Raw genomic sequence first — 18,456 nt, 5'->3', positions numbered from 1 at the left:
CTTCGCAATCTGCGCGATCGTAACGCCGGGTTCACGGTTCATGGCGACGCGCACGACGTCATCACGGAACTCCTGCGAATACCTGGTTGCCATAGTGATCATCCTTCCAGGCCAGCCGAAACTAGCCATGTCGAATGTCACCAACTCGTGCAACAGACCCCGCTAGGGAGCCGCGCCGTGCCGGCGACACCACCCCCGGGTGGGACGGCGGAGGCGGCGCAGCGCACGGAGTTCCACCCGCGGGTGGTGGTCGTCCCGGCTTCGTCCCGATACCGTGAAGGCGCGGGATCCGGCGGCGGCCGGGCTCGGCAGGCGTTCGGCGACCGGGGAGCGGCCGACGGGACGACGGAGACATGAGGAGAGACCATGAGAGGCGACGCCACCGTGTTCGATCCCGGTGCGCTCGACGCCGTCGCGCCCGACGAGCCGGTGCTCCGGCGCTCCCGCGTCGTGCGCTGGCTCACCGAGCGCCCGCGGATCGCCGACGTGCTCGTGATCCTCGCGTGCACCGTCCCCGCCCTGGCGGCGCTGATCCTCGCCCCGCCCCCGCACGCCTGGCTCGGCTACCTATGCGCTGCGGGGGTCGCGGTCGCCTTCTGGTGGCGTCGCAGCCACCCCCTCGTCGTGCTGCTCGTCGTCGTCGCGCTCGCGACGCTGAACCCGATCTCCGTGAGAGGTGTGACCACGGCGTTCTTCGAGAGCGCCTTCGCTCTGTACGCGCTCGCCAGCTACTCGCGGCTGCGAACGGCGATCATCGGGTATCTGCTCAGCGAGGGAGTGATCCTCGCCACGGCCGGGCTCGCGATCGTGCTGGGGATCCGCGACGACTGGCCTGCCGTGGGGCTCCAACTGGGCTCCCTCGTCGCGCTCGCCCTCGGCATCGCGGTGCGGGCGAGCCGATCGCGCCGCGATGCGATCGAGGAACTCGTGTCGCTCCGCGAGGATCGCGCCGCCGCCGCCGAGCGAGCGCGCATCACCGCCGAGATGCACGATGTCGTCGCGCACTCCGTGACCGTCATGATCGCCCTCGCCGGGGGAGCCGCAGCGGGCTGGGAGAAGCATCCCGAACGTGCGCGCACCGCCCTCGACCAGCTCGGCAGCGTGGGAGCGCGCACACTCGAAGAGATGCAGCGGATCCTCCGCCTGCTCCGCGAGAACGACGCGGACCTGGACCGGAACCTCGAGACATCCGGCCACAACGTTCCGTCCATCGAAGAACTCGTCGAGGTGTTCAGAGCAGCGGGACTTCCGGTCACCCTGACCGCCGAGGGTGTGGAGCTCGCGGACGCGAGTGCCGACCCGGTGCTGCGGACCACGGTGCACCGGATCGTTCAGGAGGCCCTCACCAATGCGCTCCGCCACGCTGACGATCCCACCTTCGTCGCCGTCGAGATCGCGCACGCCGACGGGCGGGTCACCGTGTCGGTGACGGACAACGGATCCGGGACGAAACCGGGGTCGAGCGTCGGCGCCGGGGTCGGGCTGCGGGCGATGCGCGAGCGAGCGGCGGCGTTCGGCGGCGAGTTCTCGGCCGGGCCCATCCCGAGTCGCCACGATGCTCCGGGCCGCGGGTGGCGTACCCGCGTCTCCATACCCGTGTCCCTCTCCCGTGAGGAGGAAGCGGCATGACGGACCGAACACCGCCGAGGATCCGCGTGGTCGTGGTCGACGACCAGCCGCTCGAGCGCGCAGGGAACGCCCTCATCCTCGACTCAGACGACGAGATCGAGGTCGTCGCAGAGGCGGGCAACGGCGTCGAGGCCGTCGGGGTGGTCGCGGAGGCGCGACCGGACATCGTGCTCATGGACGTGCGGATGCCGCTCATGAACGGCATCGAAGCCACCCGTATCATCTCCGAGCGCGAGCCGGGCGCGCGGGTCATCGTGCTCACGACGTTCGATCTGGACGAGTACGCCTTCGGCAGCCTCCAGGCCGGGGCGAGCGCGTTCCTCCTGAAGAGCACGAAGCCCGCGGCGCTCATCGACGCGGTGAAGACCGTCGCATCAGGATCGGCGGTCGCCGCCCCGCGATTGACGGCGAAGCTCATCGAGCACTATCTCGGGCAATCCGACCCGGTGCGTGCGGAGGAGCCCGTCGGCGAGAGCAGCGCTCTCGAGGTGCTCAGCCCGCGAGAACGGGAGATCTTCATCGCGATCGTGCGGGGCCTGAGCAACACCGAGATCGGGGAGGAGCTCTTCCTCGCACCGTCGACGATCAAATCCCATGTCAACTCGATCTTCGCCAAACTGAGACTGCGGGACCGGGTTCACGCGGTGATCCTCGGGTACGAACTCGGGCTGGCGCCGCGAGGGCGTTGACGGCAGAACCCGGAATTGAGGATCGGGCCGAGCGCCGCGCGAGACAGTCACGGCCGCGAGGCCGCGTTCATTCCACCGTGCCGAGCGGCTGGCGCGCGGTCGTGGGGGAGCCGGCCTCGAGGCCGTGCCGCAGACGTCCCGCGCGCGGCGCCCTGATCGGCACCTCCATCTTCATGGCCTCGACGATAGCCACGGTGTCGCCCTCTGCGACGGTCGAGCCGTCAGCGACCCTCCACGAGCTGAGCGTGCCCGCGAAGGGTGCCAGCACGTCGCCGGGGTCGGGAGTGCGGTCCACCCCGGGAGCCGTGTCCGCGGCCGCCGGCGAGAACTCGGCGCTGCACTCCTCCTCGATCCAGCGCGTGTGCACGGCGAAGCCGGCCTCCCCGGTCGCTGTGAACGCGGGATCCTCCACCACGAACCGGTCGAACGGCAGCACCGAGGCGACACCCTCGATCTCGAACTCGGCGAGCGCACGTCGCGCGCGGGCCAGGGCCTCTTCGCGATCCCGCCCCCAGATGATCAGCTTGGCGAGGAGCGAGTCGAAGGAACCGGGAATCGCCTGCCCGGCCTCGAACCCCGAGTCGAGGCGCACGCCCTGGCCGCCCGGCGGATCGAAGCGGGTGAGCGTGCCCGGCGTCGGCAGATAGTCGAGCCCGGGGTCCTCGGCGTTGATGCGGAACTCGATCGCGTGGCCGAAGATCGGGATCTCATCGGGCACCCGCATGGGGTCTCCTGCTGCGATCCTGAACTGCTCCTGCACGAGGTCGATGCCGGTCACCTGCTCCGTGACCGGATGCTCCACCTGCAGGCGCGTGTTCACCTCGAGAAACGAGAGCGTGCCGTCTGAGCCGAGCAGGAACTCGACGGTGCCGGCGCCCACATAACCCGCAGCACCGCAGATGTCGGATGCGGCGCGGTGGATCCTCTCCCGCAGCCCGTCGCTCAGGAACGGCGCGGGCGCCTCCTCGATCAGTTTCTGGTTGCGGCGCTGCAGCGAGCAGTCCCGGGTGCCGAGCACCGCGATGCGGCCGGTCCGGTCGCCCAGCACCTGTGCCTCGATGTGGCGGGGACGCTCGAGGAAGCGCTCGACGAGGCACTCGCCCTGGCCGAACGCCCCTACGGCCTCGCGCACCGCCGACTCGTACGCCTCGGCGATCGCATCGCGCTCGTGCACCACCCGCATGCCGCGACCGCCGCCGCCGTGCACCGCCTTGATCGCGATGGGAAGCCCGTGCGCGTCGGCGAACGCCTCGACGTCGGCTGCGGTGCGCACCGGCGAGTTGGTCCCCGGCACGAGCGGCGCACCGACCTGCGCCGCCAGCGTGCGGGCCCGTGCCTTATCTCCCAGCAGCTCGATGGTCTCGGGATCGGGACCGATCCACACGAGACCAGCCTTGGTCACGGCGCGCGCGAAGGCCGAGCTCTCCGAGAGGAAGCCGTACCCGGGGTGCACCGCGTCGGCGCCCGAGAGCCGGGCAGCCTCGAGCAGCTTTCCGATATCGAGGTAGGTCTCGTCGGGGGTCTCGCCGTGGAGCGCGTAGGCGTCGTCGGCCGCCCGCACGTGGAGCGCGTCGGCCTCTCCGTCGGCGTACACCGCGACCGAGCGCAGCCCGGCCTCTCGGGCGGCCCGGATGACGCGCACGGCGATCTCGCCTCGGTTCGCGACGAGCACGGTGGAGATGGGGCGGGCGGGAGTGTCGGAGGGCGAGCTCATCGCCCGCTCGCGCTGATGAGAGGAGCGGCTCGGGGGAGCGTGGGGGACGAAGCGCACTCTCGCCCCGGCAGGCAGCTGCGCGGCGAGATCGAGATCCTCCTCGCACACGACTCCGATCACGGGGTAGCCTCCGGTCAGGGGATGATCTGCGAGGAACAGGACGGGCTGCCCGTCGGGCGGCACCTGCAGGGCCCCGGTGACGAGCCCCTCGCTGGGGAGCTCGACCCCGATGCGATCGTCTGAGCGGCTCAGCGGCGCGCCCGCCAGGCGCACCCCCACGCGGTCGCTGCTCGGGGTGACGCTCCAGATCTGGTTCCAGAGCCGCGCCGCCCCCGTCGGGTCCTCGCGGGCGAACCAGTCGTCGCGCGGACCGGGCACGACGCGCAGTACGGCGACCCGATCGGCACGCGGCAGCCTGCCGCGAGTCGGGGCAGGATCGGCCGGGTCGGTCACTGCCAGCCGCCCGGCTTGTACGGTACCGCCCGCCTCGAGCGGCGCGGGTCCGAGCCCCGCGAGAGTGTCGCGGGCGGCGCTGCCGAGCACGCTCGGTGCGTCGACGCCGCCGCGGAGCGCGAGCACGGTGCGGAGTCCGCTGCCGGGCTCGGCGAGCGTGAGCGTCTCGCCCGCCGATAGCTCGAATGCCCGCCCCTGCGGCACGGGCCGCTCGCCCAGCGCGCCGGTGATCCGCCCCGGCCGCGGGGCGCCGGTGATCGCCAGCACGGTCTCGGCCCGAGCCCGAACCGCGAACTCGCCGAGACCGAGCTCGAGCACCGCCGCGCTCGGGTCGTTGCCGACCAGACGGTTGGCGCTGTCGAGCGCACCGCGATCCGCCGCTCCCGAAGCGCTCACTCCCATCGCGGCGAGGCCGGGGCGACCGCGATCCTGGATCGTCGTGTTGAGGCCCGGGCTCACGACCGTCAGGGAGGGCCCTGCGAAGGGGCCGGAATCGCGAGAGCCGCCGGGCTCACCCGTCCCGCCGGGCCGACCAGCGCGCTCGGTGGCGATCCCGGCAGCGGCCTCAGCGGTCTCGGCAGCCGCGGTGACGCGCAGCGATGCTCGCACGGGCGCGAACCTCACCCGGTCGCCGGGGATCAGCAGCGCCGGCCGCTCGCGATCCAGATCCCACATCACGGTATCGGTGCGCCCGATCAGCTGCCACCCGCCGGGGCTCCGCCTGGGATACACCCCCGAGAAGGGCCCCGCGAGGCCCACCGCACCGGCGTCGATGCGCGGTCTCGGGCTCGAACGGCGCGGCACGTCGAGGGCGGGGTCGCCGCCGGAGAGATAGGCGAAGCCCGGGGCGAAGCCGGTGAAGGCGACCGTGTACTGCGGGGCGCTGTGCCGGGCGATGACCTGATCGACGCTCATGCCGGTGAGCTCGGCCACCTCGGCGAGGTCGACGCCGTCGTAGCTCACCGGGATCAGCGTCTCCGAGCCGCCGTCGGCGCGTGCGCTCGCCGCCGGGCCGCCCTCGAGCAGAGCTCCGAGGCGGGCCTCGAAAGCGCGCGCGCCGCGGGCCTCGCCACCGCGCACCAGCACGGTCTCGGCCGCGGGCACCAACTCGTCGAAGCGCAGCGCACCGTTCTCACCGGCGGCGGTCAGCGCGGTGAGCACCTCGAGTGCACCTGCGAGGCTGCCGCAGTCGAGCAGCACGGCGTCGCTGCCCGCGGCGCGCAGGCGCACCCGCTCCACGGGGCTCATCGCCGCCCCGCGAACGGCTCCAGCGTCGCGCCTGCGTCGATCAACCGTTCCCGCACCGCCACCGCCATCTGCACCGCGCCGTCGCTGTCGCCGTGCACGCAGATGGACTCGGCCCGAAGCCGCACCTCGCTGCCGTCGCGCGCGGTGACCACGCCCTCCCGCACGAGGCGCACCATGCGGTCGGCGACCTCGACCGGGTCATGCAGCACGGCCCCCGGGTCGCGCCGCGATACGAGCGCTCCGCTCGGCTCATACGCGCGGTCGGCGAAGGCCTCGGGCACGGCGCGCATGCCGGCAGCCTCTGCCTGATCCACCAGCTGCGAGGCAGCGAGGCACACGAGCGGCAGTTCGGGATCGAGCGCGCGTATCGCGCGGATCACCGCCGCGGCCTGCCGCTCGTCCCAAGCGATCGTGTTGTAGAGCGCACCGTGCGGCTTCACGTAGCGCACCTCCGTTCCGGCGACGCGCGCGAGTGCCTGCAGCGCGCCGATCTGGTAGATCACGTCGGCCTCGAGCTCGGCGTCCGACAGATTCATCTCGCGCCGTCCGAAGCCGACGAGGTCGGGGTAGGCGATGTGCGCACCCACCGTGACCCCGTGCGCGGCCGCGGCCCGCAGAGTGTCGAGTACCGAGCGCGGGTCTCCCGCGTGGAACCCGCAGGCGACGTTGGCGCTCGTCACCACGCCGAGCATCGCCTCGTCGTCTCCCATGCGCCAGGCGCCGTAGTGCTCGCCCAGGTCGCTGTTCACATCGATCCGCATGGTGCGCTCCTTCGCTGTCGATCCCGCTTCAGACTATTGCGAGTGCTCGGCTCGTGAGGAACCCGATGGCCTCACGACGCTGCATTCGCATACCGGGTGCCTGACGGGGTGCCGGGGTCTCGGCATCGACACTATGCTCGTGAGCATGTGCGCAACGACCTCTCACGGCTCGCCCTCGGAGCTCGCAGACCGGCGCGGACACCCGCGCGAGCCGGTGAGCGGAGCCTGACGCCATGCGCATGATCGACCTCAGCCACCCGGTGGCGGCGGGCATGATGGTCTATCCGGGCGACCCCGAGGTGCGTTCGCACGAGGCCCTCCACGTCGCCTCGGACGGCGTCGCGGTCACGGAGCTCACCCTCGGATCGCACACCGGCACCCACATCGACGCCCCCTCGCACACGATCGAGGGTGGCCGCACGATCGACGGGATCCCGCTCGATGCGCTGTCGGGAGAGGCGCTGGTCCTGCACGTCGCCGACCGGGCGGGAGAGTCGCAGCGCATCGACGCGGCGATGCTCGGGCTCGAGCGGTTCGCCTCGGTGCCCCCGATCGTGGCGATCCGCACGGGCTGGGATCGCTGCTTCGGTGAGGAGCGCGCGCTGTGCCACCCCTTCCTCTGCCCGGAGGCCGCGCGGGAACTGCGGGATCGCGGCATGCGCGTGCTCATCGTCGACACGCTCAGTCCGGATCCCTCCGCGCCCGTTGCCTCCGCGCCCGATCCTGCCTCGCCCGCCGCGGCCGGCACCTCCGAGAGCCTGCCCGGAGACGTCGATCCCGAGCATGCGCTGCCGGTGCACGCCGTGGTGCTCGGGGGCGACGGCGCCATCGTCGAGAACGCCCGCGGCCTCGAGGCGCTCGGGGAGCGGGCCGAGATCGGGATCTTCCCGCTGCCGCTCGCGGGAGCCGACGGGGCGCCGGCCCGGCTGGTCGCCTGGGTGGACGAGGATCGGGACCCCACGGCCCTTGCGGAACGGGGAGGGCATCGCCCAGGCTGGTAGGAGAGGGAAGGGGCGCATGAGCGAGCACCATCATCACGCGGCTGACCACGACCACCGGGCCGAGCGCGCAGACCAGGCCGACTACGAGGGCCACCGGGACGGGGAAGACCACGCCGGTCACGAAGCCCATAGGGGGCACGGAGCTCACGAGGCCCATATGGGCCACGGAGGCCACGCGGGGCACTCGGGCCATGCGGGCCACTCGGGTCACGCGGGCCACGCCGCTCGATTCCAGCGGCTGTTCTGGATCATGCTCGTGCTCGCGGTGCCGGTGGTCGCCTGCTCGCCGATGTTCGCCATGCTGCTCGGGTACGAGGTGCCGGCGTGGGCTCTCTGGGTGTCGCCGGCACTCGGCACGGTGATGTACGCCTGGGGCGGGGCGCCGTTCCTGAGCGGTGCGGTGAGCGAGGTCCGGGATCGCAAGCCCGGCATGATGCTGCTCATCGGGCTCGCGATCACCGTCGCGTTCTTCTCCTCGTGGGGTGCGAGCCTGGGCCTGCTCGACCACCAGCTCGACTTCTGGTGGGAGCTGGCGCTGCTGGTGGTGATCATGCTGCTGGGGCACTGGGTCGAGATGCGCTCGCTCGCGCAGACGACGTCGGCGCTCGACTCGCTGGCTGCGCTGCTGCCGGACGAGGCCGAGAGACTGGAGGGCGACGACGTCGTCACCGTGGTGCCGACCGAGCTGCGGATCGACGACCTCGTCGTGGTGCGCCCGGGCGGACGAGTGCCTGCGGACGGGCGTATCGTGCAGGGGTCGGCGAGCATGGACGAGTCGATGCTCACGGGGGAATCGCGCCCCGTGCGGCGAGGCGAGGGCGACCGGGTCGTAGCCGGTACGGTGGCGACAGATTCCGGTGTGCGCGTCGAGGTCACCGCGATCGGCGGCGACACCGCTCTCGCGGGGATCCAACGGCTGGTCGAGCAGGCGCAGAGTTCCACCTCGCGGGCGCAGAGGATCGCGGATCGCGCGGCCGCGCTGCTGTTCTGGTTCGCACTCGGATCCGCGGTGATCACCGGGATCGTCTGGGCCCTCGTCGGCCTGCCCGACGAGGGGGTGGTGCGAACGGTCACGGTGCTGGTGATCGCCTGCCCGCACGCGCTCGGGCTGGCGATCCCGCTCGTCGTCTCGATCGCGACGGAGCGCGCGGCGCGCGCGGGCATCCTGGTGAAGGACCGCCTGGCGCTCGAGAGCATGCGCGGCGTCGACGCGGTGCTCTTCGACAAGACCGGCACCCTGACGAAGGGGACGCCCGCGGTGACCGCCGTGGAGCCGGCCGCCGACGTCGATCCCGACGAGCTGCTCGCGCTCGCGGCAGCGGCCGAGTCCGATTCCGAGCATCCCCTCGCGCGGGCGATCGTGCGTGCGGCGGAGGAGCGCGGCCTCGCGGTGCCCGACTCCCGCGGGTTCTCGTCCTCTCCCGCGGTCGGCGTGCGAGCCGAGGTCGACGGCCGCTCGGTGCAGGTCGGGGGCCCGTACCTGCTCGAGCAGGAGGGGGCGCGCGAGCTGCCGGTCGCCGACGAGTGGCGCGCGGAGGGCGCGATCATCCTGCACGTGCTCGTGGACGGGCGCACGGCCGGGGCGCTGCGGCTCGCCGACGAGGCGCGGCCCGAATCCCGGGCGGCGATCGCCGAGCTCCACCGGCGCGGGGTGCAGGTGATGATGATCACGGGCGATGCCGAGGCGGTGGCCGCGTCGGTCGCGGGGGAGCTCGGCATCGACCGCTTCTTCGCCGGCGTGCGCCCCGAGGACAAGGCCTCTCGCGTCGAGGATCTGCAGCGCGAGGGGCGCCGCGTCGCGATGGTCGGCGACGGCGTGAACGACGCGCCGGCGCTGGCGCAGGCCGACGTGGGCCTCGCGATCGGAGCGGGAACGGACGTCGCGATCGCATCGGCCGGGGTGATCCTCGCGAGCGATGACCCGCGCGGGGTGGTGTCCGTGATCGATCTGTCCGCCGCGAGCTATCGCAAGATGCGGCAGAACCTCTGGTGGGCGGCCGGCTACAACCTCGTGTCGGTGCCGCTCGCGGCGGGGGTGCTCGCGCCGATCGGCTTCGTGCTGCCGATGTCGGTGGGGGCGGTGCTCATGTCGCTCTCGACGGTGGTGGTTGCGCTCAACGCGCAGCTGCTGCGCCGCCTGGACCTTCGGCCCGGGGAGCCGGTGGAAGCACCCGGGGCGTGATGGGGGACCCCCGCGGGCCCGAGGTGCAGCGGGCGTCCCGGGCGCAGGGTGGGGCAGCGGAGAGCCGTCGCGTCGGAGTAGAGTACCCGGGTGGGCAGGGGGCGGAGCGGAGTGAAGGCGCGGTCCCTGCTGCCCGATCTCGCCGTGGTCGCGGTGGGCGGCGCAGCCGGATCCCTCGCCCGGTACCTCCTATCGCTCGCGATCGGTTCCCGGGGCGACTTCCCGCTCGCCGTGCTCGTGGTCAACGTCGTCGGGGCGCTGCTGCTCGGGTTGCTTGTGGAAGTCGTCATCCGCGCAGGCGGCGACGGGGGCCGCTGGCGCACGGCGCGCCTGCTGCTCGGTACGGGCGCGCTGGGCGGTTTCACGACCTACAGCCTGCTGGCCGCTGACCTGGCGGGACTGCTGCTCGACGGAGCCTTCGGCGTGGCGGCGCTGTACGCGGTGCTCACGCTCGTGCTCGGCGGCGCGGCGAGCTGGTGCGGTGTGCTGGCGGGGCGGATGCTCGTCCGCCGGCCTCGGGGTGCAGCGGGGGAGGTCCCGCGATGAGCGGCTTCGCGCTGGCGCTCGGGATCGCGGCCGCGGGCGGCCTCGGCGCCGCCCTCAGGCACCTCGTCGACTCGAGCCTGCCCGACCGGGTTCGGGCCCGTTTCCCCTGGGGCATCATGCTCATCAACCTCACGGGATCCTTCGCCCTCGGCCTGCTCGTCGGCCTCGCGCTCGACCACCCGATCGCGAGCGTGCTCTCGACCGGGTTCCTCGGCGGGTACACGACGTTCAGCACCGCGAGCCTCGACAGCGTGCGCCTGCTGGCGGCGCGGCGTTACGGAGCCGCGCTGTGGAACGGACCGGGCATGCTGATCCTCGCGACCGGATTCGCGGTGTGCGGGATCCTGCTCGCGCGATCCTGACCGCCTCGTCAACCGCTCAGCGGACCCGCTGCGCCTCGAAGGAGTGAGTCGGGCTCGCGTACGCCTCCTGCGACTCGACGAGCTGCAGCTCGCGCGTGCCCGCCGCGAGGGTGCGCTCGAGCAGTTCGAAGACGCTCGCGGCCGTGCGCGAGAGCGCCTCGGCCGCGTCGCCCCCGCGGCGGAGGTGCGCCGTGAAGAGCGCGGCGGTCACGTCGCCGGAGCCGTTGCGCTTCAGCGGCAGGCGGGGCGTCTCGGCCAGCCAGGCGCCGTCTTCCGTGACGGCGAGCATCTCGATCGTGGCGGGTTCGCCGTCTGCGCCGATGGGGCGGCCGGGGCGTTCGACGCTCGTCACGAGCACGGTGCTCGGGCCGAGTTCCCTCGCCCGGTCCACGGCGTCGAGCGTCGACTCGAGCGTGTCGGGCGAGGTGCCGGTGATGAAGCCGAGCTCGAACTGGTTCGGGGTGATGAGGTCGGCGCGCGGCACGACTCGGTCGCGGATCAGATCCTGCACCTCGGGGGCGACGTGGCACCCCGACTTCGCATTGCCGAGCACCGGGTCGCAGGCGTAGATCGCGTTCGGGCTGTGGCGCTTCACGCGCTCGACGGCGTCGAGGATCGCGTCGCCGATGCTGCTGCCGCCCTGATAACCCGAGAGCACGGCGTCGACGTTCTCGAGCCCGCCGCGCTCCTCGATGCCGGTGACGATCTCGCGCACGTCGTCACCGCTCAGCATCGGGCCGCGCCACGAGCCGTAGCCCGTGTGGTTCGAGAAGCAGACGGTCGAGACCGGCATCACCTCGACGCCGATGCGCTGCAGCGGGAACACCGCCGCCGAGTTGCCTACGTGACCGTAGGAGACCGAGGACTGGATCGAGAGTACGCGCATGGTTCGATCCTCGCATTGGTCCGCACCGTGTACCAATGGAGATTGGTCCAGATGGACCAATCGCTCAGATCGCGCGCCCCGGCGTGAGGATGCCGCGCGGGTCGAGCGCCGTCTTGATCGCGCGCTGCACATCGAGCGCGACGGGGTCGAGCTGCCAGGGCAGCTCGTGGCGCTTGAGCGAGCCGATGCCGTGCTCGCCCGAGATCGTGCCACCGAGGGAGATCGCGAGTCTCGTGATGTCGTCGATGACGAGGTCGGCGAGGGCGATGCCCTCCGGCGTGTCGGGAGCCTCGACGGTGCTGTGCAGATTGCCGTCGCCCGCGTGCGCGACCGTCGAGACGCGACGGCCGTGCCGCTCCGAGATCTCGGCGATGCCGCGGAACACCTCTGCCAGTGCGGCGACGGGCACCCCGACGTCGCACGAGATCTTGAGACCGCGCGCGTTGAGCGCCGGGTTCGAGAGGCGGCGCGCCTCGAGCAGGGCATCCGAATCCGAGATGCCGGTATCGGTCGCCCCCTGGGCCGAGCAGGTCGCCGTGATGGCACGTGCCTTCTCCTCCGCGTCGAGCCCCACGGTCTGACCGACGAGCATCGCGCCTCGAGGCACCGTGAGGCCGCTGGGGTGGAACGACTCGATGATCTCCACGCTGAGCGCGTCCATGAGCTCGAGCACCTCGGGCTGGGCCGGGCTGCCCACGATCGCAGTAACCGCGCGGCCCGCATCCTCGAGCGTGTCGAAGCTCGCGCGGAAGGTGCGCGGCGTGCCAGGCGGAACCGCCTTCAGCCGCACCGTGGCCTCGGTGATCACCCCGAGCGTGCCCTCCGAACCGATGAAGAGGCTCTTCAGGTCGTAGCCGACCACGTTCTTGCGGGTGAGCGCGCCCGCCCGCAGCACCCGTCCGTCGGCGAGCACCACCTCGAGCGCCGCGACCGAGTCGGTCGTCACGCCGTGCGAGACGCAGCGCAGGCCGCCCGCGTTCGTCGCGATGTTGCCCCCGACGGTGCAGATGCGCGCACTGGCCGGGTCGGGCGGGAAGAAGAGGCCCCGCTCCCCGCACGCGGCGTCGAGCTCGGCCGTGACCACCCCCGGCTGCACGACGGCCAAGCGATTCGAGGCGTCGATCCGCACGATGCGGTTCATCCGCTCCAGGGAGACGATGATGCCGCCGGCGTAGGCCATGGCGCCTCCGGCGAGCCCCGTCCCCGCTCCGCGCACGCTCACGGGGATCCCGTGCTCGTGCGCCCACGCCAGAGCCGCCGAGACGTCGGCGGTCGAGGACGCCAGCACGAGCGCGAGCGGGACACCGTCGAGCACGGCCCGCGAGGTGTCGATGGCGTACGGTGCGATGAGCTCGGGATCGGTCACCAGCCGATCACCGAGTGCGTGCTGCAGCTGCTGAAGCGATGTCTCCACCCTGGCTCCTCGATCGATGACGGCGTGCCGTGATCCACGCTATCGCACACCTGCGTGCGGCACGCCCGCGTGACCGATGCCTGCCCCGCTCCGCGCGGCGAACGAGGAGTGTCGAATCGCTGGTACGCGGCTTCCTGAAGCAGCAGTTCGGGACTCCGCGTTTCGCGGTGGAGCGGCGGGCGAGCATGGGAGGATGAGGGGGTGGAGGATCGAGCGAGCGCGGTGCGAGAGGAGCAGAGTTCCGGCGCGGTGGCGGCTCGCGGCGCGGCGACTCCCCGGGCGGGCCGCTACGCTCCGAGCCCGTCGGGGGACCTGCACCTCGGCAACCTGCGCACAGCGCTGCTGGCCTGGTTGTTCGCGCGGAAGAGCGGGCGCGAGTTCCTCATGCGCATCGAGGACCTGGATCGCGCGCGCGACGCAGGGACGGGGGAGCGGCAGCTCGAGGATCTCGCGAGCCTCGGGATCGATTGGGACGGCGACCCGGTGCTGCAGACGGAACGGGGTGCGGATCACGACGCGGCAATCCGGCGGCTCTCCGAAGCCGGTCTCGTCTACGAGTGCACCTGCACGCGTCGTGACATCCTCGCTGCGCCCAGCGCCCCGCACGCCCCGCCGGGCGCGTACCCCGGGACCTGCCGTAACCTCACCGACGCGGAGCGAGCTGCTGCGCGCGCGGCGATCCTGCCCCGGCAGTCCGCTCTGCGACTCCGAGCACCCGTCGACGTGCATGAACTCGAGTTCGACGACCTCGTGCTCGGTAGAAGCCGAGGCGACATCGATGACTTCGTGCTGCGACGCGGCGACGGCACGGTCGCGTACAACCTGGCCGTCGTGGTCGATGATGCCGCGATGGGCGTCGACCAGATCGTGCGGGGTGACGACCTCGCGCCGTCGACTCCGCGGCAGATCCTGCTGCAGCGCCTGCTCGGGCTGCCCTCACCCCCGGCCGTCGAGTACGCCCACGTGCCGCTGGTGCTCGGCCCCACCGGCAAGCGGCTCGCCAAGCGCGACGGCGCGGTCACCCTCGCGCAGTTGCGAGAGCGCGGGATCACCGCAGCGGACGTGCTGAGCACGCTCGCGGTCTCGCTCGATCTCGCGGCCCCGGGCGAACGGGTCGCCGCAGATCGGCTCCTCGCCAGGTTCGACCCGGCAGCCCTGCCCCGCGCCCCTTGGACGTGGCGCGGGCAGGCCTGACCGCGCCCCCGTCGCCTCGTTACTTCTTGAGCGCCTTGATGATGCGGGCCAGGGCGCGCCCCGCCACGCACACGAACGGCACGCCGACGGCGAGCAGCGCGATGATGTTGGGCTCGAAGCGCGTGTAGCCGTCGCGGGTCACGTAAGCGCCGACCGGCACAGACATGCCCCCGCCGCCCCCGCCGGATCCTTCGCCCTGGGCGTCCTCGAGACCGCCGCCGCCCTCGCCGGCGCCGAAGCCGTACGAGGTGCATGCGACGGGGATGATGGTGGCGCCGTCGACCTCGACGGGCTCGCCGTAGGACGCGTTGACGCCTACCTGGGTGACCGTGTCTGCAAGCTGCTGAGTGAGAGATGCCATGCCCACACCCTACCCGCTCGCCCCGTGATCCGTCTCGGGAATTCAGGCCTCGGCTGAACCGTAGCGGCCGCGGCGCGCAGGCTCCGGGAGGGGGCGCTTGGCCTCGATCCCGTCGCCCGACGAGACGTGCTTGATGCGGCGGATCACCCAGGGCACGAGGTGCTCCTTCGCCCACACCACGTCCTCCTTGCGGGCCTGACGCCAGTCGCGCAGCGGTAGGGGCGGCGGATCGAGCGGGGTCAGCTCATGCGGCACGTTCAGCGCATCGAGTGCGGCGCGCGCGATGGTGTGGTGACCGAGCGCATTGAGGTGCAGGCGATCGCCGGCCCAGTAGCGGCTGTCCTGCAGTTCCTCGAGGGCCCACTGATCCACGACCACGCAGTCGTGGCGCTTCGCGACCTTGCGCACGTTCTCGTTGAAGATCGCGACCTTGCCGCGGATCGTGCGGAACACGGGCTGGAACGCCGTGTCGACGCCGGTGAAGACGAGGATCGTCGCTCCGCCCGTGCTCAGCCGCTCGATCACGCGGTCGAGCTTCGCCGCGACCTCGTCGGGATCGGTCCCCGGGCGGATCACGTCGTTGCCGCCGGCGCACACGCTGATGAGGTCGGGCCGAAGATCCAGGGCCGCCTCCACCTGCTCGTCGGCGATCTGCTGGATCAGCTTGCCGCGCACCGCGAGATTGGCGTACGCGAACGCTTCGTCGTACCCGCTGAGCACCTCCGCGAAGCGGTCGGCCCAGCCGCGCAGCCCGCCGGGGCTGTCGGCGTCCGGGTCTCCGACTCCCTCGGTGAACGAATCGCCGATGGCCACGAAACGCGACCAGGGAAGCTCGATTCCCGCCTGATCCTCTGTCACTGCCAGCCCCTGTTCTTCGAGCGGCGCCCGTCTGAGAACGCCCGCGACCTACACGGTCTAGTCTAGATCGCTGTGACAGATTCGGATCCAGCCCTCCACCTCCCGGGAACGAGTGCCGCCGAACACCTGCCTCCGGCCTATCCCGAGCGCGCCGCCCACGGCACCGCACCCCGCCTGCGCGCCTGGCAGGAGGAGGCCATCAAGCAGTACCTCGAACAGAACCCCCGGGACTTCCTGGCCTCGGCGACCCCGGGCGCGGGAAAGACGACGTTCGCCCTGCGACTCGCGTCGATCCTGCGCGCCAACCACACGGTGAGCCAGATCGTCGTCGTCGCCCCGACGGAGCACCTCAAAACGCAGTGGGCGGACGCCGCCGCGCGCGCGGGCATCCGCCTCAATCCCCACTACTCGAACAGCGACGGTCTCGGCTACGGCCGCCACTTCCACGGTGTGGCGGTGACCTACGCGCAGGTCGCGATGAAACCGGTGCAGCATCGTCTGCTCACGGAGAACGCGGACACGCTCGTGATCCTCGATGAGGTGCACCACGGCGGCGACGCCCTCAGCTGGGGCGACGCGATCCGCGAAGCGTACGGCAACGCGAAGCGCAGGCTCTCGCTCACCGGCACGCCGTTCCGCTCGGACGACGCCCCGATCCCCTTCGTGCAGTACGCGCCGCAGGGCGATGGATCCCGGCTCTCGCTCACCGACTACGACTACGGCTACGGCCGCGCGCTCGCCGACGGCATCGTGCGCCCCGTCATCTTCATGGTCTACGCCGGCAAGATGCGCTGGCAGACCTCGGCGGGCGAGGAGATGGAGGCCGCGCTCGGCGAGGGCAACACGAAGGACGTGACCTCGCAGGCCTGGCGCACCGCTCTCGACCCGGCCGGGGACTGGATCGCGAAGGTGCTGCGCGCCGCGGACCGGCGGTTGAGCGAGGTGCGTCAGCAGATCCCGGACGCGGGCGGGCTCGTCATCGCGACCGACCATGCGGCCGCGAAGTCCTACGCGCGCCAGCTGCGCGAGATCACAGGAGAGGAGGTCGCGTTGATCCTCTCCGACGACGACGGCGCCTCCGAGCGGATCGACGCCTTCTCCGAGGGAGATTCGCGGTGGATGGTCGCGGTGCGCATGGTATCGGAGGGCGTCGATGTGCCCCGTCTCGCGGTCGGCGTCTACGCGACGAGTTCCTCGACCCCGCTGTTCTTCGCGCAGGCCATCGGCCGCTTCGTGCGCTCCCGGCGCCGAGGCGAGGTGGCCTCCGTGTTCATCCCGAACGTTCCGGCGCTCATGCAGCTCGCCTCAGAGCTCGAGAAGGAGCGCAACCACGTGCTCGAGGGGCCGAAGAGCGCCGAGGAGATGTGGGATGCCGAAGCCGCGCTCATGGCGGAGGCGGAGCGCGGAGATCAAGCGTCGTCCGAATTGCTTGAGGAGGAGGGGTTCAAGTATCAGGCGCTCGGATCCGACGCCCACTTCGACCGCGCCGTATTCGACGGCGCGGAGTTCGGCGGGTACGCGGAGGTCGAGACTGAGGAAGAGCTCGACTTCCTCGGCTTCCCCGGTCTGCTCGAACCGCAGGAGGTGAAGGCTCTGCTGCAGCAGCGGCAGGCCCGTCAGGCGAAGCGATCCGCGGCGCGGCAGGGGATCCTCGAGCACGCACCCGAACGAGCCGAGGCCCCCGAAGCGCTGCACCGCACCCTCGGCGAGCAGCGCAAGCTACTGAGCAGCCTCGTCGGGATGTACGCCAAGGTGTCGGGGGAGCCCCACAAGGACATCCACACGGAGTTGCGGCGCGTGTGCGGCGGCCCGCCGGTGGCGCAGGCGTCGGTGACGCAGCTGCAGAAGCGCATCGAGTTGCTGCGTCGTCGGCTCCGCCCGTAGCGGAGCCGTTCCCTAGAATCGGTCGCGTGGGAAAGAACAGGGGCGCGGGGTCGACGCCGGCGACGGTCGCACTGACGAAAGCGGGGATCTCGTTCGAGATCCGAAGCTATGCGCACGATCCTTCGGTGACGGATTTCGGAGGAGAGGCCGCAGCGGCACTGGGCGTCGATGCGTCGCGTGTCTTCAAGACGCTGCTCGCGGAGGTGGATGGTGCGCTCGCTGTGGGGATCGTGCCCGTCTCGGGAAGGCTCGATCTCAAGGCGCTCGCGTCGGTGCTCGGCGGCAGGCGCGCGAGCATGGCGGATCCCGCTGTCGCGGAGCGGAGAACGGGATACGTCGTCGGCGGTATCAGCCCCCTGGGCCAGCGCACTCGTCTCCGCACAGTGATCGATGAATCGGCTCTGGAGTACGGCGCGGTGCTCGTGTCGGGCGGGCGGAGGGGCCTCGACATCGAGCTCGCGCCGCACGATCTGGTACGCGCCACGGATGCGATCGTCGCCGCGATCTCCCGGGCGCCATGAGGTTGCGCAAGCCTGGCGGCGCACGCCGCGGCACAAGGAGAGGGGCGACGCGCCCGGCGAATCGATCGCAATTCGTGTGGTGACGATATCCGTGCTAAGTTATTCTCTGTTCGGCCGATGAAGGTCGGAAACGTTCGCGCGGGTGGCGGAATGGCAGACGCGCTAGCTTGAGGTGCTAGTGCCCGTATTAGGGCGTGGGGGTTCAAGTCCCCCTCCGCGCACGTGAACGAGGTGGCCCCTGGCTCTGGAAAGAGATTTCCGAGCCAGGGGTCATTTTCGTTGTGCGGAGAAGATCGTGTTGTCGGTCAGGGTATCCGTACGTTGAAGCGCTGCGACGCCTGCGGATCCCGCCGCCGCCCCGCCCTCCGCTGCAGTGGCTGGGCCTTCGCATCGCGAAGCCGCTAGCGGTCGCCGAGACGTCCTCTGGCCGTCAGTGGCGGGGTGGTCTCGACGGCCTGAGGCAGAGTCGAGGGCCGGCGGTCTGCTGCGCCGCGCGAGGGGCCCCGCCTAAGTGCAGAAACCAGTTCCCCTGCGGCGACACGCCCGGGGTGTGTGGAAGTGTTGCGGTGGTGGCGGGGCAGGCGTAATGTATTCCCTTGTCAGCGCGACGCAGCCGGGCCGCTAGGGTGGTCTGGCTCATTAGGTTGCGCGGTGGGTGCCGGTTATGGTGTCCGCGTGGACAGGTTGCTGTTCGGAAGGCTTTGGCTGGTACGGGTGGTGTCTGGTCTTTGAGAACTCAATAGTGTGCACTTG

15 protein-coding genes, 1 tRNA gene and 1 pseudogene are annotated in these 18,456 nt (G+C 71.4%); 10 read left to right on the top strand and 7 right to left on the bottom strand.

Annotated elements, in window-relative coordinates:
- Positions 1–366 precede the first annotated feature (366 nt).
- Both AC0KXF_RS14600 and AC0KXF_RS14595 read left to right on the top strand, forming a co-directional pair.
- Entirely contained in the window at positions 367–1,629 is a 1,263-nt protein-coding gene (locus tag AC0KXF_RS14600) for a sensor histidine kinase (protein WP_473109851.1), read from the top strand.
- On the top strand, positions 1,626–2,318 hold the full coding sequence (locus AC0KXF_RS14595; protein ID WP_473109852.1) for a response regulator: 693 nt from the start codon (positions 1,626–1,628) through the stop codon (positions 2,316–2,318). Before AC0KXF_RS14600 ends, AC0KXF_RS14595 begins: the two co-directional genes overlap by 4 nt.
- Positions 2,319–2,385: 67 nt before the next feature.
- Here AC0KXF_RS14595 and AC0KXF_RS14590 read toward each other — a convergent pair whose 3' ends face one another.
- From AC0KXF_RS14590 to AC0KXF_RS14580, 3 genes and pseudogenes are all read right to left on the bottom strand, one after another.
- Complete coding sequence (locus AC0KXF_RS14590) at positions 2,386–4,032, bottom strand: acetyl/propionyl/methylcrotonyl-CoA carboxylase subunit alpha (RefSeq protein ID WP_473109865.1); 1,647 nt, start codon at positions 4,030–4,032, stop codon at positions 2,386–2,388.
- 54 nt (positions 4,033–4,086) lie between these two features.
- A pseudogene (locus AC0KXF_RS14585) lies at positions 4,087–5,733 on the bottom strand (5-oxoprolinase subunit B/C family protein); the annotation flags it as partial.
- Entirely contained in the window at positions 5,730–6,494 is a 765-nt protein-coding gene (locus AC0KXF_RS14580) for a LamB/YcsF family protein (protein WP_473109853.1), read from the bottom strand. The gene AC0KXF_RS14580 and the pseudogene AC0KXF_RS14585, both read right to left, overlap by 4 nt.
- Positions 6,495–6,727: 233 nt before the next feature.
- Between AC0KXF_RS14580 and AC0KXF_RS14575 the strand changes: the two genes are divergently transcribed.
- From AC0KXF_RS14575 to AC0KXF_RS14560, 4 genes are all read left to right on the top strand, one after another.
- Positions 6,728–7,495 (top strand): cyclase family protein, encoded by a 768-nt coding sequence (locus tag AC0KXF_RS14575; protein ID WP_473109854.1) that lies wholly within the window; start codon positions 6,728–6,730, stop codon positions 7,493–7,495.
- A 16-nt stretch (positions 7,496–7,511) separates the two neighbouring features.
- Entirely contained in the window at positions 7,512–9,677 is a 2,166-nt protein-coding gene (locus AC0KXF_RS14570) for a heavy metal translocating P-type ATPase (RefSeq protein ID WP_473109855.1), read from the top strand.
- 90 nt (positions 9,678–9,767) lie between these two features.
- A complete protein-coding gene (locus AC0KXF_RS14565; RefSeq protein ID WP_473110080.1) occupies positions 9,768–10,223 on the top strand; it encodes a CrcB family protein in 456 nt (151 codons plus the stop codon).
- Positions 10,220–10,585 carry a fluoride efflux transporter FluC gene (locus tag AC0KXF_RS14560; RefSeq protein ID WP_473109858.1) on the top strand — a complete coding sequence of 122 codons (366 nt, stop codon included), beginning with the start codon at positions 10,220–10,222 and terminating at the stop codon, positions 10,583–10,585. The genes AC0KXF_RS14565 and AC0KXF_RS14560 overlap by 4 nt, the downstream gene beginning before the upstream one ends.
- Before the next feature lie 16 nt (positions 10,586–10,601).
- On the opposite strand, the gene pdxY is transcribed toward AC0KXF_RS14560, so the two are convergent.
- Positions 10,602–11,471: a pyridoxal kinase PdxY gene (gene pdxY, locus AC0KXF_RS14555; protein ID WP_473109859.1), complete on the bottom strand. Its 870-nt coding sequence runs from the start codon at positions 11,469–11,471 to the stop codon at positions 10,602–10,604.
- Positions 11,472–11,535: 64 nt separating this feature from the next.
- The gene (locus AC0KXF_RS14550; RefSeq protein WP_473109860.1) at positions 11,536–12,885 is read right to left on the bottom strand and encodes an FAD-binding oxidoreductase; all 1,350 of its coding nucleotides are present in this window, start codon (positions 12,883–12,885) and stop codon (positions 11,536–11,538) included.
- Between the two features lie 249 nt (positions 12,886–13,134).
- Between AC0KXF_RS14550 and gluQRS the strand changes: the two genes are divergently transcribed.
- On the top strand, positions 13,135–14,079 hold the full coding sequence (gluQRS, locus tag AC0KXF_RS14545) for a tRNA glutamyl-Q(34) synthetase GluQRS (RefSeq protein WP_473109866.1): 945 nt from the start codon (positions 13,135–13,137) through the stop codon (positions 14,077–14,079).
- A 19-nt stretch (positions 14,080–14,098) separates the two neighbouring features.
- Here gluQRS and AC0KXF_RS14540 read toward each other — a convergent pair whose 3' ends face one another.
- Complete coding sequence (locus AC0KXF_RS14540; RefSeq protein WP_473109861.1) at positions 14,099–14,440, bottom strand: spore germination protein GerW family protein; 342 nt, start codon at positions 14,438–14,440, stop codon at positions 14,099–14,101.
- A gap of 42 nt (positions 14,441–14,482) precedes the next feature.
- Positions 14,483–15,298 carry an SGNH/GDSL hydrolase family protein gene (locus AC0KXF_RS14535; protein WP_473109862.1) on the bottom strand — a complete coding sequence of 272 codons (816 nt, stop codon included), beginning with the start codon at positions 15,296–15,298 and terminating at the stop codon, positions 14,483–14,485.
- Positions 15,299–15,370: 72 nt separating this feature from the next.
- Here AC0KXF_RS14535 and AC0KXF_RS14530 point away from each other — a divergent pair, with 72 nt between their 5' ends.
- The 3 genes from AC0KXF_RS14530 (at position 15,371) to AC0KXF_RS14520 (ending at position 17,924) form a co-directional block, all read left to right on the top strand.
- Positions 15,371–17,182 carry a DEAD/DEAH box helicase gene (locus AC0KXF_RS14530; RefSeq protein WP_473109863.1) on the top strand — a complete coding sequence of 604 codons (1,812 nt, stop codon included), beginning with the start codon at positions 15,371–15,373 and terminating at the stop codon, positions 17,180–17,182.
- A 26-nt stretch (positions 17,183–17,208) separates the two neighbouring features.
- On the top strand, positions 17,209–17,703 hold the full coding sequence (gene ybaK, locus AC0KXF_RS14525; RefSeq protein ID WP_473109864.1) for a Cys-tRNA(Pro) deacylase: 495 nt from the start codon (positions 17,209–17,211) through the stop codon (positions 17,701–17,703).
- Between the two features lie 136 nt (positions 17,704–17,839).
- Positions 17,840–17,924: transfer RNA gene (locus tag AC0KXF_RS14520), tRNA-Leu, on the top strand.
- Positions 17,925–18,456: the final 532 nt, after the last annotated feature.

The sequence above is a fragment of the Leucobacter holotrichiae genome (assembly GCF_055791005.1).
The sequence above is the reverse complement of the archived record's forward strand: the minus strand, read 5'-3'. Positions and strand labels throughout refer to the sequence as shown.